Genomic DNA, 25,908 nt, shown 5'->3' with positions numbered 1-25,908 from the left:
CTGGTCATTAAATGAAAATTGCCTTTCGATTAAAATAGTGGCCATTAACTATCTTCACACATCTCTTTCGCCAGCATTTCTATCCCCTTACGCATCGATCCATATCGCTGCGCATACTCCTGCACGCGCATTTTCTCCGATTCCTCTGTCGTATAAGTCAGGTACTCCTCGACCGACACTTCTGTCCGGTACACCTGCGAATGGTTTCCCAGCACAAGAGCCACCTCTTTATACTTCCTTCCAGGCTCATTGGCCCTGTTCATCGACAGGATCAGTGACCTGTCCTTATCCGATAAGCCCAGCAATGACTGAATCTGCTCAAACCTGTTCTGGTATTTACTCTGGTCCAGCAGGATCTTACAATCCGCATTATTGATAATCGCCTGCTTTACAATGGGAGACGAAATAATATCCTCCACCTCCTGCGTCACTACTACCGCTTCCCCAAAAAACTTCCTCACGGTTTTAAAAAGATATTTGATGTATTCCGCCATACCCTCCTTTGCAATTGCCTTCCAGCATTCCTCGATCAGGATCATTTTGCGCACACCTTTCAACTTCCTCATCTTGGAAATAAAAACCTCCATAATGATCAGTGTCACTGCCGGAAACAGTATCGGATGATCCTTGATCTCATCCAGCTCAAAGACAATAAAGGGCTGTTGTAACAGATCCAGATTCTCCCTTGCGTTCAATAGATAATCAAATTCACCACCCCTATAGTAAGGGCCAAGCACATAAAGGAAATTCTGGATATCAAAATCTCGGCTGTTTACACCACGATCTTTCAGCGCATTGGAATAACCGCTCCCTAAAAACTCATAAAAGCTATTGAAACATGGAAAAACATCAGCTGAGACCGATAAATGTTCGAAATACATGGTCAGCGCATTACTCAAGCCCACATACTCCGAACGCCTGTACTCCTCATTTTCCTTCTTCCATAGCGAAAGGAGCAACGTTTTCAGGCTTTCCTTCTTTTCGGTATCCAGCAATCCTCCTTCTCCCAAAAAGAACGGATTGAAGGCAATGGGATCGGATTCACTATAGGTAAAATAATAGCCGCCCACCAGATCGCAAAGCCCACGGTAACTATGTCCCACATCAACGATCAGTACATGGGTGCCTTTCTCATAATAGCTCCGCACCATGTGATTGGTAAAAAAGCTTTTCCCGCTACCGCTACCACCGATAATGAACTTATTGCGGTTAGTGATCCAGCCTTTACGCATCGGTTCATCCGATAGATCGACATGCAATGGCCGCCCTGAAAGCCGGTCCCCCATACGCAATCCAAAGCTGGAAAGTGACGAGCGGCAATTACTCTCCAGGTTAAAAAAGCAAGCCGCCTGCTCTGGGAAAGTATCAAAGCTGTCGTTCATCGGAAAATCAGCCGCATTGCCCGGAAGCCCCGCAAACCAGATCTGGGCTGCACCATCACTCTCCAGCTTTGCCACCGCATCCAGACGTGACATAGCGGAAGCTACCTTGTTCCTGATCTCCCTTCTCCCTGCCATATCCCTTGACCAGGCCAGGACATTAAAATGCGCTTTCACCGGTATCCTCGACATCGCTACCGCCTCAGATAGGTAATCATTGACCGCATCACTGGCCACTGCATTCTCCCTTGAATATCCTGCCAGTGAACCCAACCTCAACTTCTTCGCCTCCAGCCGTTTGATCGTTTCTTGCGCATCCCCCACAAACACATACTGGTTGCAGATATGCTCACAATCCAGCAGCTGGCCCAAGGGTGCGGCAAAACCAATCGAAAAACGGCTTCTATCGGTTGAGTAGGCATCATAATCGATCCTGCTGCCACAGATAGACGGCAATGATTCAACATCACCCAAAGTATATAGTTCAACAGGAAGTTCTCCTACCATCAGTCCATCTTTCACCCTGATATCGCGCACTACGCTCATTTCATTCCAGCCCAGCAAAAAGCAATACCTTTCCAGCAACCCAGGCCGAACAGCAGTTCCCGCCAGTTCATCATCCCCCAGCGCCTTAACTTCCACAAAACCGCTATCCATCAAAATCTGGCAGAACTGACTGCACCTGTCCCTGAAATCTTCAACCGCAACCTTGTCCACAACCTCAACAGGAACCAGGCTCCTGCGCAGGATATTACTATAAGCAGAACTCGAAAGCCTTTTACCCACCGGCCTTTTACTGAGCATCAAAAAACAACTGTGTTCCAGATACTCCCTTTCGGCAAAATACCGCTCGGATGACCGTGATAAAAACCCCTCACCACAGGCATCAAAATCCGCACCCACCTTTTCCCTTATAAACCAATCCTGTTTATGTACCACAGAATATTCCGGCAGCACGCGTACCGCCCGCACCCACGCTTCATGGAAAGCCTCATAATCACTGGCCGACAGCGAAAATATTTCAGGCAGTTTCAGCTCGTAGGCATAAGTGATGTCGCCTTTGCGTGATAGGATACAACCGTTTTCGATCTTATAAATTGGAAATATGTTTGCTGATTCGATCATGAGACCATTTTTTAAATGCCTTTAAACTTTTATTAATTTTTTGCCTGGTATTATTCCAGGTACTAACCCAGTCCCATCCCCTCATCTCACCTTAATCCTGCCTTTATTTGCCCGGTCAAAACCAGGTTCCAACCTAGTCCCACGATCATCCGGGAATTCACCTTTTTTTTGCTATAGGTTGGCACCAAGTCTAAACCCAGTAAATAAAAAAATAAGCTATACTTTTAGCAGAAATCGATATGCTATATCTTCCTTTTGAGCGAAGTAAAAGCCCTCCTCGATCTGAAAACAATCACCTTCGGCAGCGACCTCCTCGCCAGATACTTCATCAGCCCATACTGCCCAAACCTTCTGCTCAGTGCAAACACCGAATAAAACAATAGCGTCCCCAATCCCAATATCACCGGAAGGATCACATACAGCGACAGCCCTGATATATACAATACCGCAAAAGCAATCAGCAGCAAAACCAGCCCCAAAGCGAGATATGCGATATACTGTGCTTTTAAACCCTTAAAAACAATCGGCCTCGAAACACCCTTATTGATCTGAAATACCCTGGCCATCACTATATCCCAAAAAATGATTTCAGCACCGTGGCCACTACCACCAGGAATATACAGCTCCCGAACCATGCCGCCGCCACCTTGTTCGTATCCGGCTCTCCCGCATTCCACTTGTTAAAGACCTTGACAGCGCCTATGATCCCGACCACTGCACCGATGGCATACATCAGGTCACAACCTGTATCAAAATACCCCTTCACCTTATTCGCCGCTTCCTGTATCCCTGCATTCCCATCCTGCGCCTGTACGCCTATTGCCACCACAAAAAGCAGCATGGAGAAAATGTAGATCATCCTTAAAAAATATCCCCTTTTTTGCTTTTTCCTCACCTTATACCTATATCCCATTTCTCAAAACCTAAATGTTATCCTTAAAAATTTTGTTGTTTTTTATTTCTATCTACCGAACGTTTTACCCCTGTTCTTAAACCCGGTATCAACCTGGTCTCAAAAGCTAATCATGCGTTTAGGACCTTACACCCCTGCATTATTTCCTGCTTTCACCCAAGTCCCAAACATGTTTCAATCGGTCTTTTCTCCTTACACCAGGAAATAACCTGGTCAGAAAATATTCTACTCACGATAATTGGTTTGAAACTTATTATGAAACGGGCATTTGTGGTCAGTCCCACAGACTTTCCAGTTCCTGCTTGCTAATGGCAAAGGGTGCACTATCCCTGATAAAAGCATTCACCTTCAGTATACAAGGACTTGATCCCACCGGTCCCATCTCCTCCTTTAGCTGCGAAACCATCCCGAAAAAGTCCTGTTTATTCCCATCATTGGCCGCCAGTATGGAATAGATTTCCCTGATCCCTCCAACCAGGTCTTCATAAAGCCCGCCACCTAACACCTGACCTGCCTCTTCAACTATTTCCCCATCACGCTCCTTTTCGGCCTGTGCAAACGCAGGACATCCTGTTTCAATCCGCTCCAGCCCCTGTTGCGGCATCACCTTGCCCATCAGCCCATCGTCCTGGTCCTTTTCCGGAACTTCTCCACTATTGTCTTTTACCCGTTCCGCACCGGTCCTCATCCCAGCCTCAAAATCCTCCACCTTTCCTTCCATAGCAGCATCACCTGATCGATGCCCTACGGGCTTTTCTTCCCCTGACTTAAACTTTAAGATCCCCTCTCTATGGCCTGCATCCGCATCCATGCCCAGCATTTCCAATGCCTCTTTTCGGTATGCGGTAAACAATAGTCCCAGATACCACAGCAGGCTTACTGCCCCATAACAGCATAAAAACTGTCCCCATGTAAATTGTGCCAACATAATCCTGAATTATTCACCGGGCCCCATTGCCTTGGCGACAGTACAAAATTGCCCCACCGGCGGACCGATACCAGGTAAAACCGGGGCAGTACCCTGATATATTTCAACGGCTGTTATTTTAGTCCCCCGGCTTCCGGTATCTAAAGCCTGGCGGAGCGTGAAAACTAACCCTAGGCTGGTATCGCTCATCCCGCCAGACAAAGTCCTGCAACATATTTTCCGGCAAACCACTCCAAAAAACAGGGTTCAAAAAAGTATGAAAGACAATTTACTTGCTATTGCATATTTGGAAGAAAAGGAAAAAGCGCTGGAGCAGCGCAGGATTATCGATATGGAATTAAAGCCGGCACTTAAAGAAGCTGAAGAGGATAAACCCGAAAACTAAAGGCTGCAGCACTTGAAAAACAGATTCCGGATGCCGAGGACCGCTTAAAAAAAACAATTGAATGCATGCAGAAAGCCTTTACCCCACTATGCCCTTATCTTGAAAGCATCGGTGCGTCAAAGATAAGCCCATACCGCCTCCACTACCAGCAGAAAACCTACAGCTTCTACATTGACGATAACAAAAACATATATTATTCCGCTGACTGACCGGATTTACCGCTTTATAGAAATTAAATGGAATATTCCTGTAGGGTGAGGGCTTTATCAAACCCCAAAAGCTCCTGCCATGTTATTCAATAAAATACATCACTATGAAAGATATTGTTTTTATACACGGGATGTTCCAGAACCCGAAAGCTTCCTTGCTCCCTCCCTGCAGTGTGAAACTGCTTCCGTGTCCAGATCCACCCCATAAACATCAAGCCCCTGCCTTAAAAAGTAAACCAGGTTTCTTCCCGTCCCACAACCCGCAGCACAAATCTGCACCCCGAATAGGTTCCCTTTAATAACTGGTCAAATAAGTAAATATCAATATCCCCGTAAACTGCCTTGATCTCTTCCTGCATAAGTCATGTTGTCCCACAAAAATAACAATCCCGGTCAAATTCCCTAAACCAATTTTTCCGCCATTTAGGCATTTATTGTCCAGGTGACAAACAACCCTTAACCACAAACATCATGTAGATGATCCTCAACTAATGGCGACTGCATGCGCCGGCTCCCTGGTTTAGGAACATATTTCTGCAGATAAAGCCTGTCCTGGGAAACACAGGTAAACATCCTGGTAATGATCTTGAACCGGATCGCATTGGCGACTGCCATTTTGTTCTTGCCCTCTACTCCAACTTTTCTGTAGTAGTATTCTTTAAGGTCTGGTACAAACCGTATCGATAGGATTGCTGCGGTGTGCAACAACGATTTAATCCGTTTATTTGCAGCATTTGAAACCTGCGTTTTTTTGCTCACCGTTGTTCCCGACCGGTAACGGAACGGCGCAACCCCACAGTAACTGGCAAAACGTTTGGCCGAGGTAATTGTGGTAAATTCATTGGTCGCGATAATCACGTGAAGGGCGATCACCGGGCCTACGCAGGGAATGGACAGCAGGATCTCCATTAAACGGCTTAGGCGTTCATCGGATTTCCATGTCGCGTCAATGGATGCATCTATGTCCTTTATATCTGTCAGCAATGCACCCATACTCCCTGAGCAGAGTCGGTTGCTTTCCAATATGAGTCCCTTCTTGACAAAACCTGTATGCTCCTTCAACGGAACAGACAACGAGAGACGCAAACCAATGAGCCTTCTTCTCAAAGTAAGTAAACCGGCAAGATGGTCGATGATATCCCTGCGGACTGCAAAAAGCCTGAGCTCAGTCCTCGATTTGTAAAGATACATGGCAATTCTTTCAGAATCATCCTTATCCGTTTTCCCCCTGATCAAACCAAAGGAGTTCTTGAGGTGCAGGGCGTTTTCGACAACGATATTGGCTTTTTTCCCGAGAAGAAATCCCACAAGTTTCGAGGAGTAAATCCCAGTGCTCTCCATCCCAAAAACAGTATTATTGAATGTCAGCCCCCTAACCTTCATAAGTTCATCAATAAAATCCCTTATGGCATGTCCCTCATTTTCAATACACTTATGTACCAGGAAATTATTGCCGGATAAAAGTGTCAGGTCGAGCTTCAGTTTTGATATATCAACACCCACAAAATATTTGAATTTCATAAACCGCTTGGATAACACAAATAAAGTAACCCCGATCCACCCAGGTATTCTATCATCTTTTAGGCCCGAAGCCTTGAACTGTTTATAATTCCACCTGGAAGGGGTCATTAGATAATTTCGATGCTGGACCGGGCTTTACACAATTTCAAGGTCATTGCCTAAGTTCATCTATAAGCCTGTTCCGGTCTAATCATTCGAAATTTCCAATAACTGTTCGGGGCACAAGTCAGGCCCGGGCTTTTGGAAAATGCAAGCTCCACAGGCCAAACCTAATGCGGATGGTAAAATGGATCTTGCTTACCTCAGCCATAACAATCCTCAACATGTGGCCCAAAATTACGCAGCTTATCAGAAATAAGCATCGCGAAGATATAAAACAGTAAAACCGGCTTTTTTACAGGAACTAGCTGATAGGATATTATGAAAATAAACCTGATCTTAAAAAAAAGAAAAATTTAATTCTGTAGCGTCGGTAGAGAGACCATCAGTGAACGGCATACCCGCATATAAAAAACATCCTGAAAACCCGGCAATCCTTCTATGATAGCCTATCCCCTTTTACCCGCGAATATCAGACCCACCGCCGCCAATACCCCAAGCCCCAATACGAGTTTGGTCCTTTTTGAAGGCACCGGAAGCAGTGTCTCACCATAAATCCTGTGCGGAAATCCCGAAGGCCGCAATACATTACCATCTGTCGGCGCCCCATCTTTGAGTTTCATCAGCACACGCATTCCAGCCGATGCGGTATTGACCAGCAGTTTGGGGAATATATCATGCATGGTCTTCAATGCCCAGGAATTAAAATCCGGAAACTTATCCTTTTTCGGATTCAATGCCAGGTTTAATAATGCCTTCGCAGTATCCTTCGGATCGGCCGCAGATGGCGGGATCTTAAAATCAAGCCCCGAATATTTTGCCGAATGCATATTTCCGGTCGAACGCTGGATCTGCGGATACAGGTTACATACATGGATATCAGCCTCATCAGATAGTTCGCCCTGTATACATTCCATCATTCCCTTAATGCCGAATTTGGTCGATGAATATACAGCGCTATAAGGTGCCGGCATAAAGCCACCAATGGAAACATTATTGATCAGCACACCGTAACCTTGCCTTTTAAAAACCGGTATCACCGCATGCGCACCGTTCATATAACCAAAAAGATTGGTCTTTACCACTTGATGCGATACCTCGATAGGTATCTCCTCGAATTTCCCGCTGGCCATCACTCCGGCATTGTTCACCCAGTAATCAATAGATCCGGTAAACTCCAATGCACGGTTAACCAGATTTTCCACATGCTCATACTCCGAAACATCTGTCGGCACACCCAAACTTTGCGCGCCTAATGCCCTGCAGCGTTCAACAGCATTATTAAGCGCTTCTTCTCCCCTGGAAGCGAGGATCAATTTACATCCTGCTCTGGCAAAAGCTTCTGCTGTAGCCAGGCCTACCCCGCTGGATGCTCCGGTAATGACAACGGTTTTATTTCTGAGATCCTGATAACTGATTTTCATGGTATATGGTTTAGTACTCCTTTTTTAACAGGGTAAAGCTCAAAAATGTTTTGGTCACTGCCCCGCAAACAATTGCAGCTGGCATGGCTACGTGCTATTGCCTTTATCCCGCAATGACCCCTTCTAAAGACATACCGCAAACTCTCAGGGCTATAAAAATCCAATTACCCACAAGTCCGATCAATCAAAACTGGCCGCTTTCTTTTAGTAAAGCAGCCAACTTCCAGACTGATTTTATTTCACTACCGTAGCTTCCAGTTCGACATTCAAGGTTTCAAACAGCGCTACTACCTGCATTAACGTTATTGCAGACTTCACCCCATGCCTTGCCATAAATGCCTGGAGCAGATCAAAACAACTGTCCATAAATTCATCCGATGATGTTGAATATACGGTCAGCCTTACAATATTACCGCATGCATATCCCGCCTCACCAATAACCGTTTCCAGGTTTTCAATGGCGAGGCTAAGCTGGGAACGCATATCTGCCGTACTGGACCTGCCATCTGGGTGCACCGCCGCCTGTCCTGCCACATAAAGCGTACCTTCAACATTTTTTACCTCTACTGCTTGCACATAACTTCTCTCATCCTGCCATGTCCAGGGATTGATTTCTCTTTTTACCATAATCTTATTTTTTATGGAGGTAAAATTGAGAAGACGATAAAATTATTTTTGTGAGGTGGATCACATTTTGATTCTTCAGCGCTGTTGCTCGCTACGCCACAAACGGCTTAAGGTTTCCCGCGATACACCCAGGTAGGCAGCAAGCATGGCCTTGGGAACCCTTTGCATTAAAGCGGGCTGCTTTTTTAATAAGAGCTCATATCTTTCCCTGGGCGTTGAGGCTAAAAATGATAATATGCGTTCCATTGAAGCGACATGGCCGCGGTTGGCTTTCTCCAAAAAGAAATGTTCCATTTTCTGCACTTTGGAACAGATCATCCGAAAGTCCTCCAGGCTCAGCAAGTAGGCCTGCGTATCTTCGATGCACTGCAGGCTCAGCGTCGCCTCGCCACCCACAAACCATGCAGGATAATCGGTTTCCCACCAATCCTCCATTGCAAATGAAATGATGTGCTCTCTGAGATCCGCATTATGGTACACCAGTTTGGTCAGCCCTGAAATAATCAGGTATGCGTTGCGGACAGGGTTGCCCTTTTCGATTAAAAAGCTTCCCTTCTGGAAATTCCGGACCTTAAAGTGACTCCTTACAAAGCTATACTCCTCATCGCTCAGCTCCACAACTTTCTCTATATGTGCCCGTAACATTTCTTTCATATTCGCTTAAATATCCGCTTTTGTTTCCCTTGCACCCCATCCTTCCCACCAGTGGGATTTTATTTCAAATATACCGCATATCGATAATATTCAAATTAGCCCTGGATTTGCCAGGGCCAGTGAGTTTTTTTCCGACGCACTTGAAAAAAAGGCACCACATGAGAACTGAACACTACACAGCAATTTACGTGTCGATGATAAACGACAAATTCAACCTTTGCAGGCCTTTGGCACTTTAAATCAAATCAATTTGGACAATATTAACCGGATTGAAAAACCGTTTACCAGGGCATCAGTTGCTTACTATGGTCGTAACCGATTTAGCCGGGATAAGGATTTTGCCGGTGTTTTTATATTTTTTATAGGGCGTTAAACTGTACTCATTGGAAGTTACATAGGTTTCCACCTTCGTCTCTTTACCATTTTTTACCACCATATCAAGCTCAATATCTTTCGCTGTATTGTTTACAGCAACTGTAACGAGGTTATTTTGATGGATATAAGCGGAAATATACAACTGATCAATGTTTTCCTCTGGCATCTTAACATCGACACGTTTACTCCCTTGTTTAATAAAACGGCTATAATTACCTAAAGCCCACAACAGTTTACTCTCGTACACCTGGCCATCGCTTTTATTGCTGTCGATATAAACCAGACCATCCTTATAATCCCCATTCGATACGGCCAGCCACCACTGCCAGCTCGAAGCATTTGATAAAACAAGATCATGATGGATTAACCGTGCTACAAAAAGCGCGGTAACCATACCTAAGTCGCGCTTTTCCCCTTTGAGTGTATCGTCACCCAATACACAATATTCCGACATCCAATATTTTAAACCTTTTATAGTCGCTACTGCATCGGCAGTTTTTCTGCGTACATCGATAAGCTTCTGTTTAGGGCTGGTGGTAAAATAACTGTGCCCTGAAATGGATTGATCTATATTGGAAAGATTAGCTATATAATTGGGCGATGATGCGTTAAAAAATTCAAAAACCTGATTTCCCTTTGCTGCATTGCCATTGTTGTACAGGTAATCCAGCTGACCGGCTTCGCCTATCTGGATTTTGGTTTGAAGCTTACTTTTGGAAAATGCAGCATTAACACCTCTGTATAGTTTAGCCAGTTCGGCATTGGTATAAGGGCAGCCTTCCTGGTTATGTTCGTTCCATTTCCATTGGGGTTCATTTGCAGGGCTTAAATAATTGAGCGTTATACCTGCTGTTTTTTTCAAACCATTTACCGTAGCTACCATATCGGCCGAAAATGCATCCAGTTGATCAAAATCGAGGTTGCAATTACCATCGGTTGAATAGGCTTTTTTATTCTTTGTAAACAGCACATTGGGGCTGTTTACAAAGCCCAAAAACTGATTTACACCACGTGTTTTAGCTGCTTTTAAAAACCAGCTTTGTCCGGGCATTGCATTCCAGTCATAACTACCATCTGGCTGTAAGAAAGCCAATTGACGACGCCATTCATCTCCAATATCGCTTGCTCGCCCCTGGGCTGCACTGCCAGCGCCTATGCTAAAACGCCAGATGTTTAATCCGATACCAACAGGCTGCCCTGTTTTTGATAATTTTGTACTGAAAAGCAAATCAGCTATTTTACTGCGTTTTTCATCAGGCCATAAACCGGCAAACTGGCAGGTCCAGGCATCAGAGGCACCAAAACCATCGATGGTCTGATATTGTATTTTTGGATCTATCTCCACCCTAACAGGCTTTTGTTGTGCAAGGGCTATTTTACTGCTGGATAACAGGATTAAACAATAGCAAAAACGGCTGATCTGCTGAAATAACTTCATTTTTAAATTCTTAATATCGCTGATTTTGTTGCAATCTACTTCTTTAAACTGAAATTTGGTTCTTGGTATCGTCATTTCAAGAAAACATCGATACTGTCAGAAACGGATAATTGCTGTGTGTACGAATATGAACCGAAAAGACTGGATAAGATTACGAAAGCGGAGGTACGGGTTAAAAATTTCATATAAAAATAAAAGCCTGAAGTACAAGTCAAAGACGGTGATTATTTGAAATCGTTACAGACATATTCAAGCTCAGAAGCAGCAGGCCATTTAATAACCTATCATTCAGCTCCATATATTTTCTTTTCCCAAAACTTCCCCCGCTTACCACCTGAAAGCGTCAAAAATGATATTCTTTAGAACTTTTTAGGTGCAATTGGGTTAATTATTCCTATGAGTCAATTAACTATACAGCAGCAGTTCGACCGCTATCTGGAACTTCTGGGGAAGATGCACGGACTGGGACACGATATCGATGCAAGTATCACCGAAAACGACATCGAAGATTTTAGGTGGAAACGCACTAAATACCGCAATCAGGTTTATAACCTGATCTCAGAACTCACTGAATCATTGAAGAAGATGGGTGCCAAGTATCCGGTATCCAACCAACTCACCGGCCAGCTCACTTATATCTATGAAGATAACGGGCAGTTGATGTTTGAATTTCCAAGAATGGAAAAACCCCGTCCGGAAACAGCCTGAATGGGGTCCACATGCTCTGGGCTTGGCCGGATTTATCCTTTCGGATGGGGTTGTACTGTGGTAGAAGCAAGTTTGGAATAAATATTTCCCCTTATCGATCACCCTTAGCCAATCTGCGTTTCCTGACGCAAGGCCATAATGATAATCAGTAGCACGCCTCCGCTTGCCATAAACAGGCCGAAACGCAGGATCAGCATTTCTGCTTTTCTGGTAAACGGGGCCCTGTCAGTCAAAGCGAACCTTCGCAGGCCCTGAATCCTCCCACGCAGACGTCTTCTGCGGCTTGCCAGGACGACCAGCGCCATTCCAAAAAATACAAATACGATGCCCGCAAGCTGAAGGTTGGAAAAATAATCGGTATACTCTGTCATACCATAGCGACAAACAGAAACGGATAATGTTTTTTTGAATTTGAAATAACCCAGAAAAATTGGCGGTATGTGGTCTTTTAATAATCAAAGGGTAATACAATCCTGTTTAAGCCGGGTCGATAAAATCGGTGGACGCATTTCAAGTCCGGATAAGAAAATATTTAGACTGATTATCATTACCACAAAAAAGGAACGGAATCGCTATCCTTTACGTAGTAAGCATCAAATAGGAAAGAACTTGATATACAAAAAAAGCCCGATGTAAAACAAGATTGCGAGGGCAAGGAGAATGCCCATCACGATACCCATCATCTTCCAGAACCCCATTTTCGCAGAAATCCTTTGACCGTTTGTCAGCTTTCTCTGGGGCCATAAAAATCCGGTGAGTATTATGGAGAGGATGATAGCAGCCAAAACCCGTAAGCGGTGCACCTGGTCTTTAAGATGCAGCCATCTGGCCCTGAGCTTTTCTTTGCTGGATATTCCATCGGTATAGACATATGCATTTCCTAAAAAAGAATGAGCTGAAGTCATGGAAATGTGCTCCCTACCATTAAGATAAAAGTAGATATAAGGCCTGCCCTGCAGGGTAATCGATTTGTCCCCCATTTTCAACGTTACTGAAGTATGGTCAAAGCCGCTTTTATAAAAAACCTTTCGCACATCGGTCACCATTGCCCTATTACGGACTTTACGGTTGATTGCTGAACTGATCAAAGATCACCATTGACGATAATGTAATTGATTGTGAGCAGCCACAGTGCGGTATACATAATAAAATAACCGATAACACCGTACCAGTTTTCCTTTTTAACTACCACTGTCCTTGCAGCCGCATAGCAACTAATCGGGATTACGAAAATGAGCGAAAATATCCATACGCACAATGGGGCATTATCGGTATAAATCTCCAGAAAAAATCTTGAAAGCACATACACGGCCAACCAAATGGAAATATATGCGATGAGAAACGGCTTTTCAAGTGGACGAAGAACTTTTTTCAAATGGGTAATGGATGCTATCGGTAGAAATCAATATCATAAAGATACACCATCTGTTTTAATAACAAAGCATAAGCTGAAACCATTAAGATAATCAACCATCTGCAACCTGACTGGACAACCTTCACCATTACAGGCCTCACCATTACGAGCTGGTTCAAGGGTCTGTCAATCAAATGACTGAATTTTTAGATATTTAGATTATATATGTCTTTGGTGCGGGATAACGTTTATTTAAAGCGTTACTAAAACAAATCGCCTCCCATTTTTGGGTTCCATGTTTTTTTTAGTAGTTTCCGGGGTAGGAAAACTTTTTTTTAACGGTGAATGTTTAATAGTTTTGTAGAGAACAGATAATATTAAAAAATAAATTTTCTTCATACCCTTGAGTAACTTTAAAAACGGCAGGTTCAATATTTCAGGGGAATCCCTGTCCCAAAACTTCGAACTCCTTACCCAGGCACTTGATGCATCCATATCCGGGATAATCATTACCGATAATCTACAGGATGATAACCCTATTGTTTATTGCAACCGCGCTTTCCAGCTGATGACTGGTTATGACAGGGCAGAAATCATCGGCCATAACTGCCGGTTCCTGCAACGCGACGACAGGGCGCAGCCGGAACGGGAAATACTGGCGAAATGTGTCCGTAACGGAACCGATTGCAAAGTGGAGATCCGTAACTACAGGAAAAACGGCGAACTTTTCTGGAACGAGCTATATATGTCCCCTGTGAAAAACGCCTCGGGAGTAGTAACCCATTTCATCGGTGTGCAGAATGAAGTCACCAAACGCAAAAAAGCGGAACAGGACTTAAGGCAGCAGAAACACCTGATGGAAAAAAAAGTGGAAGAGCGTACCGCGGAGCTCCGTGAGAGTGAATCATTTTTGTCGAGTATCATAGAAACGGTACGCGAAGGGCTGCTAGTGCTTGACCCGGATTTTAATGTAATCAGTGCCAACCACCACTTTCTGGATACCTTCAAGGTATCTTCGGAAGAAACTGTTGGAAAACCTTTATATGAGCTGGGTAACCACCAGTGGGATATTCCTTCGCTGAAAGAGCTTTTAATCAAGATCCTGCCGACCAATAATCCTGTGGTTGATTTTGAGGTAGAGCATGATTTCCCTCATATAGGAAAAAAACTGATGCTGCTGAATGCCTATAGGATTGAACTTGAAGGGCAGTATAAGGACCAGATCCTGCTTGCTATTGAAGATATTACCGAACGCAGAGAGATCGAACGCAGGAAAGATGATTTCCTATCTATTGCCAGTCACGAGCTTAAAACGCCCCTGACCACGATCAAAGGCTATATCCAGGTGCTCCAGCGCAGCGTGCCAAAGGAAGCAAGCGTGAAATTCAACAGTACACTCAGCAAGGTAGCCTCTTATGTTGAGCGGTTGAACAATCTCATTGAGGAACTTCTGGACGTTTCGCGGATCCAGACGGGCAACATCGAACTGCATAAAAATTATTTTGACTTCGATGCGATGCTCACTGAGGCCATTGAAGGGATCCGTACCTCATCCCACCACCATCAGATTAATCTGGAAGGGAAAGCAAATTCAAAGGTGTTCGGCGATGACTCTCATATTATTCAGGTGATCAACAACCTGCTTTCCAATGCCATTAAATACGCTCCCGAATCAAAGACCATTGAGGTGAAGGTTTCAAATGTGAGTGATTATGTTAAGGTCTCGGTAAGGGACTTTGGCCTTGGCATGAACGCAGAGGATAAAAAGAAGGTCTTCGAGCGCTTTTTCCGTGCAGGGGACATTCAGAAGCGTTTTCCGGGCATGGGCATAGGACTTTATATCTGTGACCAGATCATCAAAAACCATGGGGGAACCCTATGGGTGGAGAGTGAAGTGGGCAATGGATCAACTTTCAGTTTTACGGTACCAAAAAAAAATGCTTTGCAGGATGGGGAATAAAAAAATAATGATCTGTGATGATGATGAGGGGATTCTGGATGTACTGGAAATGATATTGGAAGATACCGGTCATACCGTTATTGCAGAGCAGAACAGCATGAATGCCATTGGTCTGATACAATCTACCCGGCCCGACCTTGTGGTGCTGGACCTCTGGATGCCGGTGATTTCCGGCGACCAGATCCTAAAGGCGGTCAGGAATTCACCGGAAACAGCTTCCCTGCCGGTACTGGTGATGTCGGCCAGCCGTGACGGTAAGGAGATTGCCCTTGCTGCAGGGGCCAGCGAATACATCTCCAAACCTTTCGACTTTGACCATCTGGTTGCTGTAGTGGATAGGCTGATATCTTAGTCCTTGCTAAAAGTTCCCTAAAGCTTCAGTTGGCCGATATTTGGCGGGTTTAAACGCGGTCATTGTATATCTTTTCTATTTCGCTTTTGTAACAAAAATTTAACCTGGATGGTGTTGGTCTGGAGTATAATGGCGGTTTTGTTTAACTTTTGCCCGATCAAGCTTAAACATAACGCTGAGCATTCTGTTTTATCCACTAACCAATGAAATACGGTTTTTCCGACGACCATATTTTAAGACCGTAACGATAATCCGGACCAAAGGTTATTTACTGCATTTTAGTGTTTTGACCGTGACGTTGAGTTTCTTTGCCACTTCCACATCAATTTCCTCCAGCACCTTACCTGCGTAGCGCCGCGGAAGGATCCTGGAAAACACTTCCAAATCCGGTAGTTCTGCCATAATTTTAGGTTTTTAGGTATTCTTTGATATCTGAGAGCTTACTGCCTTGATATGATGGAGGGTAATCCCCGTTATACCATAGCATAATTTCCTCCTGTCCCTGCCTATCGGTTGATTCCGATGAATTTGAAATAGGCATCTCCCTTCTTTTTGACCACCAGATCCAGCTGTTCCTCAAAATCAACCAGATTACTTACCTCGTCACGGAGAAATGTACTGAATACCTCCAGGTCGGTAACAGGATCAAGGGTAACTTCAAGCGTTTCGCTGCTTTTCCATGCGGTCTGGATGATTTCGGGATAGGCGCCTTTCAGTATCGTGGGAAATCCGTTCCTTGAGAAAGCCTCGGACAGTGCCCCTGCAATTTCCCAGAGGTACTGCTGAACTGGGGCATCTTCAGTTTTCCACTGCATACCCTGCCCGGGATCCTGCCACATTGTACCCAAAAAGGAATTTTCTAGCTTTACGCTGTAACACTCTCCACTTCCCTCGACAATGGCCTGTTTAATTCCATCGGATGTAGCTATATCAAAAATGTACCTTTCCATATTCAGTTTGGATATTGATCCGGAAGTTTTGTTTTTTAAATGCTTCCTACGCTTTTGGCGACCCCCCAGAATAAACGCCATCAGGGAAATCCCGATGGCAGCCCCGGTAAGCAGTGTACCAGCGTACCCTTCCGGCCACTTTCCCAACGGCCGGTTGTTAAATGCTTTTATACCTGTAGAACACCGGATCAGGCCGATCGGTTTGTGATTCTGCATTTATATTTTCACTGGTCAATTTTCCTGTAAAGAACAAGTGGCATGCGGAAGATTGTTAAAACCAAAATGGATTATCCCTGTTATCAGTACAACTTAAATCTTGAAAACATGGGAAATTTACTTTATCTGGTCGCAGTCGTACTTGTCATTATATGGGCAATCAGTTTTTTTGGGGGATATTATACCGGCGGGATTATCCATGCCCTATTGGTCATAGCGGTAATCGCAGTGGTACTCCGTCTGATCAGGGGTGCAGCTTAAATGTGATACTAAGGGTCCTGAATGTACCGAACGGACAACAGGTTACCTAAATAAATAATAAGCTAACAGTAATGCGGGCATGATTTTGTCCGCATTACCCCTGCCTATATGCAGGCCTACCCCCTATCCATACACGCTAAAGAGCTTCGGCTTAAGGCAGCGGCAGCGGACTATTCGATGGAAACAGGCCTAAAGTTCCGTCATCGTATTTTTTTTTTGCGAATGCAGCTCCACCAGTTGTGGATCTCTGCCCGGCCAACAAAACCAGGCTGCCCGTAAAATATGCGCAGATCAGCATGGGCTAAAACTGCACGCACAGGTGGGCTTATACCGCCCCCACCATGTCACTGCGGTATCCAAGCAGGTCATTGACCTGGTTGTCTGGAAAAAAAGTGCTTTAGGACGCTGCCCATACTTCAACTGTTAGTCGTTCGCACGCCACATTTAAAAGTGCCGCTCAAATGGGACGGTAACCCCTAGTATAGCTTGTGACTGAAGAATCCAAAAAACCACCTTATCGATCCAAACATTTACACTATTTTCCCTGTTCTAAAACGGTTGTTAGATTGGAACTTTTAGAAAAATAAGTGGCAGTTATAGCTGCCTATACCGAACCTGCATGAACTTAAAGAACGAATTTGGAGAAAACAAATGGGAAAACTTTGGGGGCATTTCACCATTGATTGCCGTTTTCACATCATTCCATGAACTGACTCCGGAAATTGAGGAGATCATAAACAGGGAAACTTTTCCCGTTATCTTTGCCAAAGGTAAACACCTTGCCTCCCCGCTGAAGCGCAACAGGTACATTTTCCTTATCATCAAAGGTGCTGTACATGGGTATATCAAATCGGGGGGGCACAGGATAACCACCTGGATCGCGGTGGAAAATGAACTTGCAGGCAGCATCCGCAACCTTTGGACCGAGCAGGCTTCCGAAGAATATATCGAATCGATCGATCCGGTACTGGCCATAGCCATTCCGCATGAAATGTCACGTTACCTGTACGACCATTTCCACATTGCGAACTATGTGGGCAGGAAAATGACCGAAATATACTATAAGGGTGCCTCCGAGCGAGCTTTCATCTGCAGGCTGCCGACAGCGAAAAAGCGTTACGAGCGCTTTCTGGTTGCCTACCCACAGCTTATCCATAGGATTCCCCTGAAATATATTGCCTCCTTTCTGGGTATGCGGCTTGAAACACTCAGCAGGATCCGTACCTCACTCCTGAAAAACGGAGTTCTCCCGGAAGATCAGGTCCGGGAAAGTGCTGATCAGACTCTGGAATAAATGGGCGCAAAAGGTTGGCAATCCGTATACTACTGCGGAATTTAGCCCACCCTTCCCATTTCCAACTCCTTTTATTTTATTTCCAAAACATAAGCCCGAACCCATGGTCTATATAGGGAAACCTGACCATTTATATGATGAAGAGAACAATAAGCATACTTGAGGATAACCATGGGATCAGGGAGGTATTGGAAATGCTTTTCTGGGAGGACTTTGAGGTGAGGACATTTGCTTCGGTAAGGGAATTTATGGACGCAGACTGTGGAAGCCTTCCGCATATTTTCCTGCTCGATGTGATGCTGCCTGACGGGAATGGTCTGGATGTCTGCAAGATACTCAAAAACACGCCCGAAAGCAGGGCAATACCGGTTTTGATGATGAGCGCTCATGCGGACATCAACGAGATAAAAAAATATTCGATGGCGGACGGTTTTGTTTCCAAACCCTTTGATATTTTCCACCTCCTTGCCACGGTCAACAATAACCTTTCCCGCGCAGTGGATTAACTGATCCCCAAGTGGAAATGATAATAAAAGCGGTAAGATATTGATTGCAAGAAAGCGGCCCGGTAGCCATGAATCCAGTTGATTATTATACCCCATACCATATGGCTCCAATGGATTTTTCCGGATATTTTTACACTGGTCTTGGAAGTAGGCGCCTGGGTTGCGTGCTACTCATATTGCATACCCCGACGGCAAGGATCTTCAGCTTCCGCAAAAGCTCGGGTAATATCCTGTTTAATATCGTGAAAGCCGGCGGAAAATGGGAATACCACAGTGGCGGCCATTACCATAGGAAAAACTGGATCGAAGAACTGGGCAGGCAGATAGATTCACGTCAATGGGTTCCCTAGCCAGGGACCTGTGAGGGTGTCCCCTTTCCAAAATCACCTTTTTCATCATAGGCTTTATCAACATCACTGCCACTGATTTCTTCATTGGGCACCAGGCCTGTCCTGCCCCTTTTCTCTTCTTTCTTACTGTTATCCATGCCCGTTAATTTTATCTTTTTCCTGATGCATACAGAAACCATATACTTCCAACAGTAATTAGCCAGGATTGCCGACCGTTTTTCTGTAAACAAACCCTTGGGGGCAACAGTTGTTCCGGCACTAAGGATAGGTAAACCTAAAGATTGGATTCGATCAGTAACTTGAAAGCCTTCAGCCGGTATAAAACAGGCCCATTGGTCTTGCTGTTCGGATCCACCCTTAGCGAGGTAAACTGGACCTCCAGAAACCTGTCCACATCGGCAATCTCGGTGCCAAGAAAGAGCATCACGGGCGGCTTGGGCAGCTCAACATTCTTAAACCATTCCTCCAGATCATTTACTTCCTGCATTGTCATGCCGCAAAGATACCCCGAAAGGCAGCTTTTTTAAAAGGATTTCTGCCTGATGTTTGAACAATGTGCATTTGACCGGACAGGCGGACAGCAGGCAGACTGCCGCCTTCACCGTCCACTGAAAGTTTAATTTCACGCGCTTTGGCAGGCGCGGATATGCCACTGAAAATTTTTCAGCACCAGAACTGAAAATTTTTCAGAAAAAATGAAAAAATTTCATAAAATCCCCCTCCATTGGGTCTAAAACACATTGGCACAGCACTTGATCCCTATGGGATATATCTTTTGAGTGAGAAGGTCAACAGAAAATTAATTGATTTATAGTCCATTTATTATTAAACCATTAAAGGAGAAAAACTATGACATTGGTTAAATTCAATCCCGAAACAAAGAACAGTCCGTTATTGCCGGGCTTTAACGAAATCATCGGACCGGTGCTGGCCGACACCTTTTTCACTGACCGCCACCAGGCCGGCCTTCCCCCAGCCAATATCTCGGTATCAAACGCAGCCTACCACATCGAACTGGCGGCCCCGGGGCTGAAAAAAGAAGATTTCAAGGTTTCCCTGTACGGGGAGGTACTCAGCATTTCGGCGGACCGAAAAAATGCGGACAGTATTGGTGGACAAACCTATAAACGCAGGGAATTCAGCTATTATCCATTCACCCGTTTATTTAGCCTTCCCGAAAGCGCGGATGTGGAAGGTGTCCGGGCCTGCTACACAGATGGCGTACTCAGCCTTGATATCCCAAAAAAGGAAGAAGCCAGGGCGGTCTCCAGACAGATCGAAATACAGTAATTCAGGGTGCCGCGGGATGCGGCACTTCTTATTTGCCAACCCAGTAAACCTAATTAAAAAAACAGACCATGGATAAGCGTTTTACCATTGATATCAGCCTGCAGGGGCCGGGCGGAAGACAGATCACCTATGGCAGGTTCTGCCTGGGGGGAGACCGCGAGCAAGCCCACGAAATCTTTTCAAAACTATCTGGCCATCCCGGGAAATCCGGGAGGCTTCCTCTGAAAATAGAATTCCTGGAAGAGGTTATGGGCCTGCCCGTGCCCTGCGGTATACTGCATTGCTCCCTGGAGCAACTCAGGGAAAACATTGCACTGATATCAAAGGAAATCTTCCGCATCGCCCATCTTGAAAATAAAGATATCGGTCCGCTGATCTAGCACACTAAAAACCAAAGGCACCATTTGGTGTTAATGTAAAATACAAGGAAACAAAACGGCAATCTCCATGGAGTGCAAAAAAATACTGATTGTTGAGGATGACCTGGTCCTGCTGGAAACCCTTACCGAAATCCTTACATACGATGGTTACCAGTGCAGGGGCTGCGACCGCCCGGGAACAGTCACCGCAATAGCCGAAAGTTTTAAGCCCGATCTTTTTATCATCGACTATATGCTGCCTGACTGGAACGGCGGGGAACTCTGCGGGGCCATCAGGGGAATGGACGGCTTTGAACAGACCCCTATTATCATTACATCGGCCTATACCAAAATCCTGCTTTCCTTGGCTGAATATGGCTGTGATGCCATCCTGGAGAAACCCTTCAACATCGATGAACTGCTCACCCTGGTCAGTTCACTGCTCGGATCCGCTTCCACCGACAGCGGCCTGCTGCCCAGGATCAAAATGATCGTGAAAAACGTTCTCCCAAGGATTTAAAACACGATAGATTCCATTATACCATCCCGGGCGCGCAGCTTATCCACGGAGGGTAAACTACTTTGAAGCCGGATATATAGCATCATTTTTTTCATTTATTAAAGTACTTTAATTTTTAGCTAAACCTAAGTCCCTAATTTTGGTGCATGGAAAATATGAAAGAAACAGTTGACCGCTACACAAGCGCCTGGAATGAGCAGACCAGAGCAGAGGTTAAAACCGCATTTGTAGCTATTTTAGCGGATGGGATCACCTATCAGGACAGGAACACACCTTTAGTGACCGGAATTGAGGCATTTGTTGATCTGGTGATGTCATCACATGAAAAGATACCCGGACGTACCTTTTCGCTATTAACCGGGCCAGAATATTTTGACAGACACTGTTATTATTCCTGGACCATCAACATTCCTGGTTTAGGCAAATTCAAAGGCACAGACTATGTGGAATATGATGATGAAAATAAGATGATCAAGATAGTCGGATTTGTGCCTACATTGTAGGGATGACAATCTTTGATCGCCTACTGGAAAACTTTGCCCTCCACATTAAACTTGATGTGCCGGAACTGCAGCAGATAACCTCTGCTGTGCAGACCAGATGTCTGCATAAGGATGAACTGCTGCTGAAAACCGGCGAGATATGTCGGAATCTCTACTTTGTCGACAGCGGTTGTCTGCGTGTGTACACCCAGGATAAAAATGGATCGGAACATAACGTGCTGTTCTGTCCCGAAAATTGGTGGGCTGCCGACATGGCCAGCTTTTCGGGCCAGGTGCCGGCCTATTATACCATCGCTGCCCTGGAAGCTACCGAACTTCTGTATTTCAGTTATCAATCACTGGAACAACTGTACATAGAGGTGCCCAAGCTGGAGCGGTTTTTCCGCATCCTGGCACAAAATGGATTCAGCTTATACCAGCGTCGTGTTAATTCGATCATTTCCAGATCCGCAGAGGAACGTTATGGACAGTTCCAGCACCTTTATCCTAAACTCGAACGACGCATTGCGCAAAAACATATAGCCTCCTATCTCGGCATTACTCCTGTGTTCCTAAGTATGATCAGAAAGAAAAGGTGAGAACTTTTTAAGGTGTCAGAGTACAGTTGAAATTTGGAACTTAATTGATACGTTTAAAGCCCGAACTGATCATCAACCGGTTTAATTGAAGCTTCCTTAAGTTACAGTTGGTTCACCAATCGGAATTGGCAAGCAGGTTTGGCCCGGTCCATGCCGCGCATCGGCTGTTCACTACACGCCGTAAACCGCAATCCCAATGCCGTGAAATGATATCAAAATCCAGATTTTGGAGTCCGTGGGAAAATTACCCCGGTGCGCTTAGGAGTGCCGAGAACTGAAAAAAATGGAATACAAGTAGTATCACAAGAGGTTAAGAGCGGATAACCACTCCCAAGGGTCTCAAAACAGTTCCCACATGTATGCCTAAAATGCATAGCTTGAACGTACTTATAATGTCATGATTTCACGATCGGCTTGGATTTTCCCAGGTAAAATGCTATATTATCTTAATCATCCTTTTTAACCGCTCCGGGTAACAGAATTTTTCATTAAAACTTTTCAAATTTGGCATTAAAAAAAGCAGGATTTTACAGGGGGCCACGCTTGCCCTTCAAAAAGAAAGAAGCGGAACATAAAATAAATGAATTGATCACCTCTGCGGAGGTCCGCCTGACGGGGGAGCATGTTGAAAGCGATATTTACCCGCTCACCCAGGCACTCAATATGGCCAGAGCGCTGGATCTGGATCTGGTTGAAATCTCCCCAAAGGCCATCCCACCCGTCTGCCGCATCATCGATTACAGCAAATTCCTTTACGAACAGAAAAAAAAGCAAAAGGAAATCAAAAGCAGGGCCAAGCAGACCATTATCAAGGATATCCGTTTCGGTCCGAATACCGACGAGCACGATTTTCAGTTCAAACTTAAACACGCGGTTTCGTTTCTGGAAAACGGGGAAAAGGTACGTGCCTTTGTGCACTTCAAGGGCCGTTCTATCGTATACAAGGACCAGGGCGAAATTCTGCTGCTGAAATTTGCACAGTGCCTGGAAGAGGTCGGAAAGGTAGAATTGCTCCCTAAGCTCGAGGGCAAGAGGATGTTTCTGACCCTGGCACCAAAGGCGGCAAAGAAATAGAATCGGACGGCCTAGGGTATAACAGTCGGCGATAACGCGGTTGACTGAAGCTTTACACATTGGGGGTGTTCAAAGTCAACCGGAAGAAAAAAGTTCCGGGTCCGCCCGTTCAGGTGGCCTAAGTTTTCTCTGGCGCATTATGGTCAGGGCCGGGTATCCGGCTAAGGATCAATGCCTATTGGATGTAGCGGTTCCGGCATTTTCCCCCTGGAATAACAGATAGATTCAGCAAGGATGAAGTTATCGCTCCAGATCCTTCGACGCTAGTTCGATATATATTTGGATGAGATCAGCAGAAGCAATGTCCGGTCTGCCTTGGCCTCATCATAGTTTTCCTTCAACAACTGGCTGATATGTTTGTTCCTAAGCTTGACCGCAGCCATCTGTAGGATCTGGAAAGAGGCCATTTCGATACTTTCGATATTCTGCAGATAGAAAATTATAGAAAGGTCGCGCAGTTCGGGCTCACCGGTCTGTTCGCCGATTGCTTCGAAGGCGTCCTGGATAAGACCTGTCACTCCATGGATACTTCCGTCTGAAACTTCCGCATCTAGGAGGGAATAGATCATTTCCATTCTTGCAAGCTGTTTTTCAACGTCCTGAACTGTCTCGAGGATGGCACTTTTGAGATCAGAAAACTCCGCTTCACCGGCGAGTTTTGGCAATTTGGAAACCAGGTGCAGCTTAGCACCGTAAATACGGTCCAGATGTTTTATAAAAAAAACTTTTAGCCTATCAGAGCCAAGATCTATTTTTTTCCATGAACGGGATTTTCCGGGTTTTTGGGACATCGTAGCGCATTATGCCACTAAGATATAAATTCTTTTACTTTTTCCAGAAGTTTGTTGAGTTCAAAGGGTTTATTGATGTAACCGTTTGCCCCGCATACACCAGCACGCTCATGCACATCGTCCTCTGAGGAGAATAACAGTACCGGAATAGCTGTAAGTTCAGCCTCCCCTTTGATTTCGGCACAGATCTGGTCACCGGTCTTATAAAAACCCTCTATCCGGACATCCAGCAGAATCAGGTCAGGTGAAATGAGCCTGATCTGATCGGTACTGGCGCCGGTACGCTGCGCGACAACATCATATCCTTCCTCAGCAAAGATAATATCCAAAATGGTCAGAATGTCCTGATCATCATCAATCACTAATATACGCTTTGCCATTTGTTATGCTTTTAAGATTATAATGATGGGGTTTAAAATTTAACGTAAGCTGCCAAGTGCTACAGCAGTTCGGCAACATGTATTCCATAGACCTCGTAAAACAACCTGTTAAAATGTCCCCTGGAATTGTAACCGGCTATGCTTGAAATTTCTTTCACCGTGCGGTACCTGCCTGAACCGATCGCTTCCCAGGCGAGCTGGAGGCGGATGATCCGGACGAGCTTATTGGGTGTGATCCCAAGTATGCCATGTACCCTTCTGAATAACTGCCTCTGGCTAAGGGCAAGAGCGTCACTGATCAATTCCAGATTCAGCGCTGTCCTACCGGCATTTTCCCGGACGATCTTCTCAAAACTGTTGAGCCAGAGCTGATCCGACTGGGAAGGCCCACCAACTTTTTTTTCATCCTCGTCAGCCTTGACAGCAATAAATGTCCTGTCTATGTTTGATTTTGGGTATTTGAACCTCAGATTGTGGTCTTCTTTAATCATACCCAGAATGGAGGATATGCGGTCATATTCCTCCAGCTGCCTGCGGAAAGTAATGTCCTTTCCAACGGCAAAAACAAGACTGTCCTTTTCGATCGGTACAGAAGTCCAGCTCAGCCAGATCACCGATCCTTCCTTGCTGAGGTACCTGTTCTCAAAGTTCAGCAGTGAACGGCCCTGTAGTAAAGCTTCCCGTTTTTCCGCTGTCCGCTCCCTGTCATCCGGATGGATAAAATCCTTGATCGGTGATGCCAACAGTTCCTGTTCTGAATAGCCAAGAACCCTGCAGACGGCAGGGTTGATTTTTTTGAAATACCCATCAAACCCGGCGATACACAATAGGTCCGGCACAGCCTCAAAAAAATACTCCAGGTCAAAGACTTTCTGAGATTTCAACTTCACCATTTTTCTCCCGACTTATATCTATACGCGTTAACTGCATGTTATCTGCTGACACCATTGAAATACAAATCTTAGCCAAATTGTTTTCAATTTTCCACTAACGCATTGATTATGTCAATTTTGGGTACACATTCGGCAGTTCTGTGACTGTTTGGAAAATTGATAACAACTAACCCACCGTCCCTGGTCTATGGCATAAAGGATACTAACGGCGTTTTTTTGAACTTTTTAATTATTTTCCGGGGACCCGGCCTGTCATTAAATGCGCTATACCTGATGTGTCTGACTGCCAGTGTCCCCTTCCAGTACGTAGCGGTCCCGGTGATACCTGGATTGCCCGTGCGAAAATCCATTAAACCTGTCACTTTTTGTTGAAACTGCAAAGTAGCTTCCCGGATCAGACAAAACAGATAGTTTAAGCAGTAAACGGACAGCATTGGATCTCTATGCAACGCTTCCCGCATGTACATCGAAAATCAGCTGTCCGTATTTTTC

33 protein-coding genes are annotated in these 25,908 nt (G+C 45.1%); 14 read left to right on the top strand and 19 right to left on the bottom strand.

The features are described from left to right. Nucleotides 1-44: 44 nt before the first annotated feature. The 4 genes from ACTJKC_RS02645 to ACTJKC_RS02630 form a co-directional block, all read right to left on the bottom strand. Complete coding sequence (locus ACTJKC_RS02645; protein ID WP_440790027.1) at nucleotides 45-2,504, bottom strand: TraG family conjugative transposon ATPase; 2,460 nt, start codon at nucleotides 2,502-2,504, stop codon at nucleotides 45-47. A gap of 242 nt (nucleotides 2,505-2,746) precedes the next feature. Next, nucleotides 2,747-3,070 (bottom strand): DUF4133 domain-containing protein, encoded by a 324-nt coding sequence (locus ACTJKC_RS02640; RefSeq protein ID WP_440790025.1) that lies wholly within the window; start codon nucleotides 3,068-3,070, stop codon nucleotides 2,747-2,749. A 2-nt stretch (nucleotides 3,071-3,072) separates the two neighbouring features. Next, nucleotides 3,073-3,363 carry a DUF4134 domain-containing protein gene (locus ACTJKC_RS02635; RefSeq protein ID WP_440790301.1) on the bottom strand — a complete coding sequence of 97 codons (291 nt, stop codon included), beginning with the start codon at nucleotides 3,361-3,363 and terminating at the stop codon, nucleotides 3,073-3,075. Between the two features lie 328 nt (nucleotides 3,364-3,691). Then, nucleotides 3,692-4,105: a hypothetical protein gene (locus tag ACTJKC_RS02630; protein WP_440790023.1), complete on the bottom strand. Its 414-nt coding sequence runs from the start codon at nucleotides 4,103-4,105 to the stop codon at nucleotides 3,692-3,694. Between the two features lie 496 nt (nucleotides 4,106-4,601). On the opposite strand from ACTJKC_RS02630, the gene ACTJKC_RS02625 reads away from it, so the two are divergent. After that, complete coding sequence (locus ACTJKC_RS02625; protein ID WP_440790021.1) at nucleotides 4,602-4,730, top strand: hypothetical protein; 129 nt, start codon at nucleotides 4,602-4,604, stop codon at nucleotides 4,728-4,730. A gap of 329 nt (nucleotides 4,731-5,059) precedes the next feature. Here ACTJKC_RS02625 and ACTJKC_RS02620 read toward each other — a convergent pair whose 3' ends face one another. The 6 genes from ACTJKC_RS02620 to ACTJKC_RS02595 form a co-directional block, all read right to left on the bottom strand. Beyond that, nucleotides 5,060-5,218, bottom strand: a complete 159-nt coding sequence (locus ACTJKC_RS02620) for a class I SAM-dependent methyltransferase (RefSeq protein ID WP_440790019.1) — start codon at nucleotides 5,216-5,218, stop codon at nucleotides 5,060-5,062. Between the two features lie 177 nt (nucleotides 5,219-5,395). Further along, nucleotides 5,396-6,460, bottom strand: coding sequence for an IS110 family transposase (locus ACTJKC_RS02615; protein WP_440790017.1), 1,065 nt, complete (start codon nucleotides 6,458-6,460; stop codon nucleotides 5,396-5,398). 548 nt (nucleotides 6,461-7,008) lie between these two features. Beyond that, a complete protein-coding gene (locus tag ACTJKC_RS02610) occupies nucleotides 7,009-7,983 on the bottom strand; it encodes an SDR family oxidoreductase (RefSeq protein ID WP_440790016.1) in 975 nt (324 codons plus the stop codon). A 234-nt stretch (nucleotides 7,984-8,217) separates the two neighbouring features. After that, nucleotides 8,218-8,610, bottom strand: a complete 393-nt coding sequence (locus tag ACTJKC_RS02605; protein WP_440790014.1) for a RidA family protein — start codon at nucleotides 8,608-8,610, stop codon at nucleotides 8,218-8,220. Nucleotides 8,611-8,685: 75 nt separating this feature from the next. Further along, nucleotides 8,686-9,264, bottom strand: a complete 579-nt coding sequence (locus ACTJKC_RS02600; RefSeq protein ID WP_440790012.1) for a Crp/Fnr family transcriptional regulator — start codon at nucleotides 9,262-9,264, stop codon at nucleotides 8,686-8,688. Nucleotides 9,265-9,556: 292 nt separating this feature from the next. Then, complete coding sequence (locus ACTJKC_RS02595; protein ID WP_440790010.1) at nucleotides 9,557-11,077, bottom strand: glycoside hydrolase; 1,521 nt, start codon at nucleotides 11,075-11,077, stop codon at nucleotides 9,557-9,559. 396 nt (nucleotides 11,078-11,473) lie between these two features. Between ACTJKC_RS02595 and ACTJKC_RS02590 the strand changes: the two genes are divergently transcribed. After that, entirely contained in the window at nucleotides 11,474-11,785 is a 312-nt protein-coding gene (locus tag ACTJKC_RS02590; RefSeq protein WP_440790008.1) for a hypothetical protein, read from the top strand. A gap of 104 nt (nucleotides 11,786-11,889) precedes the next feature. Here ACTJKC_RS02590 and ACTJKC_RS02585 read toward each other — a convergent pair whose 3' ends face one another. Further along, entirely contained in the window at nucleotides 11,890-12,156 is a 267-nt protein-coding gene (locus ACTJKC_RS02585) for a hypothetical protein (RefSeq protein ID WP_440790006.1), read from the bottom strand. Between the two features lie 222 nt (nucleotides 12,157-12,378). Beyond that, the gene (locus tag ACTJKC_RS02580) at nucleotides 12,379-12,873 is read right to left on the bottom strand and encodes a hypothetical protein (protein ID WP_440790004.1); all 495 of its coding nucleotides are present in this window, start codon (nucleotides 12,871-12,873) and stop codon (nucleotides 12,379-12,381) included. Between the two features lie 669 nt (nucleotides 12,874-13,542). Between ACTJKC_RS02580 and ACTJKC_RS02575 the strand changes: the two genes are divergently transcribed. Together ACTJKC_RS02575 and ACTJKC_RS02570 are read left to right on the top strand one after the other, a co-directional pair. After that, entirely contained in the window at nucleotides 13,543-15,099 is a 1,557-nt protein-coding gene (locus tag ACTJKC_RS02575; RefSeq protein ID WP_440790002.1) for a PAS domain-containing sensor histidine kinase, read from the top strand. Continuing rightward, the gene (locus ACTJKC_RS02570) at nucleotides 15,089-15,451 is read left to right on the top strand and encodes a response regulator (protein WP_440790000.1); all 363 of its coding nucleotides are present in this window, start codon (nucleotides 15,089-15,091) and stop codon (nucleotides 15,449-15,451) included. Before ACTJKC_RS02575 ends, ACTJKC_RS02570 begins: the two co-directional genes overlap by 11 nt. A 264-nt stretch (nucleotides 15,452-15,715) precedes the next feature. Here ACTJKC_RS02570 and ACTJKC_RS02565 read toward each other — a convergent pair whose 3' ends face one another. Both ACTJKC_RS02565 and ACTJKC_RS02560 read right to left on the bottom strand, forming a co-directional pair. After that, nucleotides 15,716-15,853, bottom strand: coding sequence for a hypothetical protein (locus ACTJKC_RS02565; protein ID WP_440789998.1), 138 nt, complete (start codon nucleotides 15,851-15,853; stop codon nucleotides 15,716-15,718). Between the two features lie 104 nt (nucleotides 15,854-15,957). Beyond that, on the bottom strand, nucleotides 15,958-16,617 hold the full coding sequence (locus tag ACTJKC_RS02560; RefSeq protein WP_440789996.1) for a hypothetical protein: 660 nt from the start codon (nucleotides 16,615-16,617) through the stop codon (nucleotides 15,958-15,960). A gap of 108 nt (nucleotides 16,618-16,725) precedes the next feature. Between ACTJKC_RS02560 and ACTJKC_RS02555 the strand changes: the two genes are divergently transcribed. From ACTJKC_RS02555 to ACTJKC_RS02540, 4 genes are all read left to right on the top strand, one after another. Next, nucleotides 16,726-16,878, top strand: a complete 153-nt coding sequence (locus ACTJKC_RS02555; protein WP_440789994.1) for a lmo0937 family membrane protein — start codon at nucleotides 16,726-16,728, stop codon at nucleotides 16,876-16,878. Nucleotides 16,879-17,497: 619 nt separating this feature from the next. Then, nucleotides 17,498-18,172, top strand: coding sequence for a Crp/Fnr family transcriptional regulator (locus ACTJKC_RS02550; RefSeq protein WP_440789992.1), 675 nt, complete (start codon nucleotides 17,498-17,500; stop codon nucleotides 18,170-18,172). A 134-nt stretch (nucleotides 18,173-18,306) separates the two neighbouring features. Then, complete coding sequence (locus ACTJKC_RS02545) at nucleotides 18,307-18,678, top strand: response regulator transcription factor (RefSeq protein ID WP_440789990.1); 372 nt, start codon at nucleotides 18,307-18,309, stop codon at nucleotides 18,676-18,678. 68 nt (nucleotides 18,679-18,746) lie between these two features. After that, nucleotides 18,747-19,028, top strand: coding sequence for a hypothetical protein (locus ACTJKC_RS02540; RefSeq protein ID WP_440789988.1), 282 nt, complete (start codon nucleotides 18,747-18,749; stop codon nucleotides 19,026-19,028). On the opposite strand, the gene ACTJKC_RS02535 is transcribed toward ACTJKC_RS02540, so the two are convergent. Together ACTJKC_RS02535 and ACTJKC_RS02530 are read right to left on the bottom strand one after the other, a co-directional pair. Next, nucleotides 19,025-19,165 carry a hypothetical protein gene (locus ACTJKC_RS02535; RefSeq protein ID WP_440789986.1) on the bottom strand — a complete coding sequence of 47 codons (141 nt, stop codon included), beginning with the start codon at nucleotides 19,163-19,165 and terminating at the stop codon, nucleotides 19,025-19,027. The two genes, ACTJKC_RS02540 and ACTJKC_RS02535, sit on opposite strands and share 4 nt — an antisense overlap. Nucleotides 19,166-19,302: 137 nt before the next feature. Further along, entirely contained in the window at nucleotides 19,303-19,515 is a 213-nt protein-coding gene (locus ACTJKC_RS02530; protein ID WP_440789985.1) for a DUF6965 family protein, read from the bottom strand. A 362-nt stretch (nucleotides 19,516-19,877) separates the two neighbouring features. Between ACTJKC_RS02530 and ACTJKC_RS02525 the strand changes: the two genes are divergently transcribed. The 6 genes from ACTJKC_RS02525 (at nucleotide 19,878) to infC (ending at nucleotide 23,352) form a co-directional block, all read left to right on the top strand. Further along, nucleotides 19,878-20,318 carry an Hsp20/alpha crystallin family protein gene (locus ACTJKC_RS02525; protein ID WP_440789983.1) on the top strand — a complete coding sequence of 147 codons (441 nt, stop codon included), beginning with the start codon at nucleotides 19,878-19,880 and terminating at the stop codon, nucleotides 20,316-20,318. Between the two features lie 68 nt (nucleotides 20,319-20,386). Then, entirely contained in the window at nucleotides 20,387-20,698 is a 312-nt protein-coding gene (locus tag ACTJKC_RS02520) for a hypothetical protein (protein ID WP_440789981.1), read from the top strand. Between the two features lie 67 nt (nucleotides 20,699-20,765). Next, nucleotides 20,766-21,197: a response regulator gene (locus ACTJKC_RS02515; protein WP_440789979.1), complete on the top strand. Its 432-nt coding sequence runs from the start codon at nucleotides 20,766-20,768 to the stop codon at nucleotides 21,195-21,197. 155 nt (nucleotides 21,198-21,352) lie between these two features. Then, nucleotides 21,353-21,700 carry a hypothetical protein gene (locus ACTJKC_RS02510; RefSeq protein ID WP_440789977.1) on the top strand — a complete coding sequence of 116 codons (348 nt, stop codon included), beginning with the start codon at nucleotides 21,353-21,355 and terminating at the stop codon, nucleotides 21,698-21,700. A 2-nt stretch (nucleotides 21,701-21,702) separates the two neighbouring features. Next, entirely contained in the window at nucleotides 21,703-22,278 is a 576-nt protein-coding gene (locus tag ACTJKC_RS02505; protein ID WP_440789975.1) for a Crp/Fnr family transcriptional regulator, read from the top strand. A gap of 504 nt (nucleotides 22,279-22,782) precedes the next feature. After that, nucleotides 22,783-23,352 (top strand): translation initiation factor IF-3, encoded by a 570-nt coding sequence (gene infC / locus ACTJKC_RS02500; protein WP_440789973.1) that lies wholly within the window; start codon nucleotides 22,783-22,785, stop codon nucleotides 23,350-23,352. Between the two features lie 263 nt (nucleotides 23,353-23,615). Here infC and ACTJKC_RS02495 read toward each other — a convergent pair whose 3' ends face one another. Genes ACTJKC_RS02495 through ACTJKC_RS02485 form a run of 3 tightly spaced genes read right to left on the bottom strand, consistent with a single transcriptional unit; the run spans nucleotide 23,616 to nucleotide 25,416 of the window. Further along, the gene (locus ACTJKC_RS02495; RefSeq protein ID WP_440789971.1) at nucleotides 23,616-24,143 is read right to left on the bottom strand and encodes a DUF892 family protein; all 528 of its coding nucleotides are present in this window, start codon (nucleotides 24,141-24,143) and stop codon (nucleotides 23,616-23,618) included. Nucleotides 24,144-24,160: 17 nt separating this feature from the next. Continuing rightward, a complete protein-coding gene (locus tag ACTJKC_RS02490) occupies nucleotides 24,161-24,523 on the bottom strand; it encodes a response regulator (RefSeq protein ID WP_440789969.1) in 363 nt (120 codons plus the stop codon). A gap of 59 nt (nucleotides 24,524-24,582) precedes the next feature. Next, nucleotides 24,583-25,416 carry a PAS domain S-box protein gene (locus ACTJKC_RS02485; protein WP_440789967.1) on the bottom strand — a complete coding sequence of 278 codons (834 nt, stop codon included), beginning with the start codon at nucleotides 25,414-25,416 and terminating at the stop codon, nucleotides 24,583-24,585. Between the last annotated feature and the right edge of the window lie 492 nt (nucleotides 25,417-25,908).

Origin of the sequence: Pedobacter sp. 22226 (assembly GCF_052045455.1) — a bacterium.
In the GTDB taxonomy this organism is placed as follows: Bacteria; Bacteroidota; Bacteroidia; order Sphingobacteriales; family Sphingobacteriaceae; genus Pedobacter; species Pedobacter jeongneungensis.
This window is presented reverse-complemented; position numbering and strand designations above follow the sequence as displayed.

Excerpts from the sequence above, each read along its gene's own strand:
- ACTJKC_RS02645 (WP_440790027.1), bottom strand. The coding sequence starts at position 2,504 with ATGATCGAATCAGCAAACATATTTCCAATTTATAAGATCGAAAACGGT.
- ACTJKC_RS02640 (WP_440790025.1), bottom strand. The coding sequence starts at position 3,070 with ATGGCCAGGGTATTTCAGATCAATAAGGGTGTTTCGAGGCCGATTGTT.
- ACTJKC_RS02635 (WP_440790301.1), bottom strand. The coding sequence starts at position 3,363 with ATGATCTACATTTTCTCCATGCTGCTTTTTGTGGTGGCAATAGGCGTA.
- ACTJKC_RS02630 (WP_440790023.1), bottom strand. The coding sequence starts at position 4,105 with ATGAGGACCGGTGCGGAACGGGTAAAAGACAATAGTGGAGAAGTTCCG.
- ACTJKC_RS02625 (WP_440790021.1), top strand. The coding sequence starts at position 4,602 with ATGAAAGACAATTTACTTGCTATTGCATATTTGGAAGAAAAGGAAAAA.
- ACTJKC_RS02615 (WP_440790017.1), bottom strand. The coding sequence starts at position 6,460 with ATGAAATTCAAATATTTTGTGGGTGTTGATATATCAAAACTGAAGCTC.
- ACTJKC_RS02610 (WP_440790016.1), bottom strand. The coding sequence starts at position 7,983 with ATGAAAATCAGTTATCAGGATCTCAGAAATAAAACCGTTGTCATTACC.
- ACTJKC_RS02605 (WP_440790014.1), bottom strand. The coding sequence starts at position 8,610 with ATGGTAAAAAGAGAAATCAATCCCTGGACATGGCAGGATGAGAGAAGT.
- ACTJKC_RS02600 (WP_440790012.1), bottom strand. The coding sequence starts at position 9,264 with ATGAAAGAAATGTTACGGGCACATATAGAGAAAGTTGTGGAGCTGAGC.
- ACTJKC_RS02595 (WP_440790010.1), bottom strand. The coding sequence starts at position 11,077 with ATGAAGTTATTTCAGCAGATCAGCCGTTTTTGCTATTGTTTAATCCTG.
- ACTJKC_RS02590 (WP_440790008.1), top strand. The coding sequence starts at position 11,474 with ATGAGTCAATTAACTATACAGCAGCAGTTCGACCGCTATCTGGAACTT.
- ACTJKC_RS02585 (WP_440790006.1), bottom strand. The coding sequence starts at position 12,156 with ATGACAGAGTATACCGATTATTTTTCCAACCTTCAGCTTGCGGGCATC.
- ACTJKC_RS02570 (WP_440790000.1), top strand. The coding sequence starts at position 15,089 with ATGGGGAATAAAAAAATAATGATCTGTGATGATGATGAGGGGATTCTG.
- ACTJKC_RS02565 (WP_440789998.1), bottom strand. The coding sequence starts at position 15,853 with ATGGCAGAACTACCGGATTTGGAAGTGTTTTCCAGGATCCTTCCGCGG.
- ACTJKC_RS02560 (WP_440789996.1), bottom strand. The coding sequence starts at position 16,617 with ATGCAGAATCACAAACCGATCGGCCTGATCCGGTGTTCTACAGGTATA.
- ACTJKC_RS02555 (WP_440789994.1), top strand. The coding sequence starts at position 16,726 with ATGGGAAATTTACTTTATCTGGTCGCAGTCGTACTTGTCATTATATGG.
- ACTJKC_RS02550 (WP_440789992.1), top strand. The coding sequence starts at position 17,498 with ATGAACTTAAAGAACGAATTTGGAGAAAACAAATGGGAAAACTTTGGG.
- ACTJKC_RS02545 (WP_440789990.1), top strand. The coding sequence starts at position 18,307 with ATGATGAAGAGAACAATAAGCATACTTGAGGATAACCATGGGATCAGG.
- ACTJKC_RS02540 (WP_440789988.1), top strand. The coding sequence starts at position 18,747 with ATGAATCCAGTTGATTATTATACCCCATACCATATGGCTCCAATGGAT.
- ACTJKC_RS02535 (WP_440789986.1), bottom strand. The coding sequence starts at position 19,165 with ATGGATAACAGTAAGAAAGAAGAGAAAAGGGGCAGGACAGGCCTGGTG.
- ACTJKC_RS02530 (WP_440789985.1), bottom strand. The coding sequence starts at position 19,515 with ATGCAGGAAGTAAATGATCTGGAGGAATGGTTTAAGAATGTTGAGCTG.
- ACTJKC_RS02525 (WP_440789983.1), top strand. The coding sequence starts at position 19,878 with ATGACATTGGTTAAATTCAATCCCGAAACAAAGAACAGTCCGTTATTG.
- ACTJKC_RS02520 (WP_440789981.1), top strand. The coding sequence starts at position 20,387 with ATGGATAAGCGTTTTACCATTGATATCAGCCTGCAGGGGCCGGGCGGA.
- ACTJKC_RS02515 (WP_440789979.1), top strand. The coding sequence starts at position 20,766 with ATGGAGTGCAAAAAAATACTGATTGTTGAGGATGACCTGGTCCTGCTG.
- ACTJKC_RS02510 (WP_440789977.1), top strand. The coding sequence starts at position 21,353 with ATGAAAGAAACAGTTGACCGCTACACAAGCGCCTGGAATGAGCAGACC.
- ACTJKC_RS02505 (WP_440789975.1), top strand. The coding sequence starts at position 21,703 with ATGACAATCTTTGATCGCCTACTGGAAAACTTTGCCCTCCACATTAAA.
- ACTJKC_RS02495 (WP_440789971.1), bottom strand. The coding sequence starts at position 24,143 with ATGTCCCAAAAACCCGGAAAATCCCGTTCATGGAAAAAAATAGATCTT.
- ACTJKC_RS02490 (WP_440789969.1), bottom strand. The coding sequence starts at position 24,523 with ATGGCAAAGCGTATATTAGTGATTGATGATGATCAGGACATTCTGACC.
- ACTJKC_RS02485 (WP_440789967.1), bottom strand. The coding sequence starts at position 25,416 with ATGGTGAAGTTGAAATCTCAGAAAGTCTTTGACCTGGAGTATTTTTTT.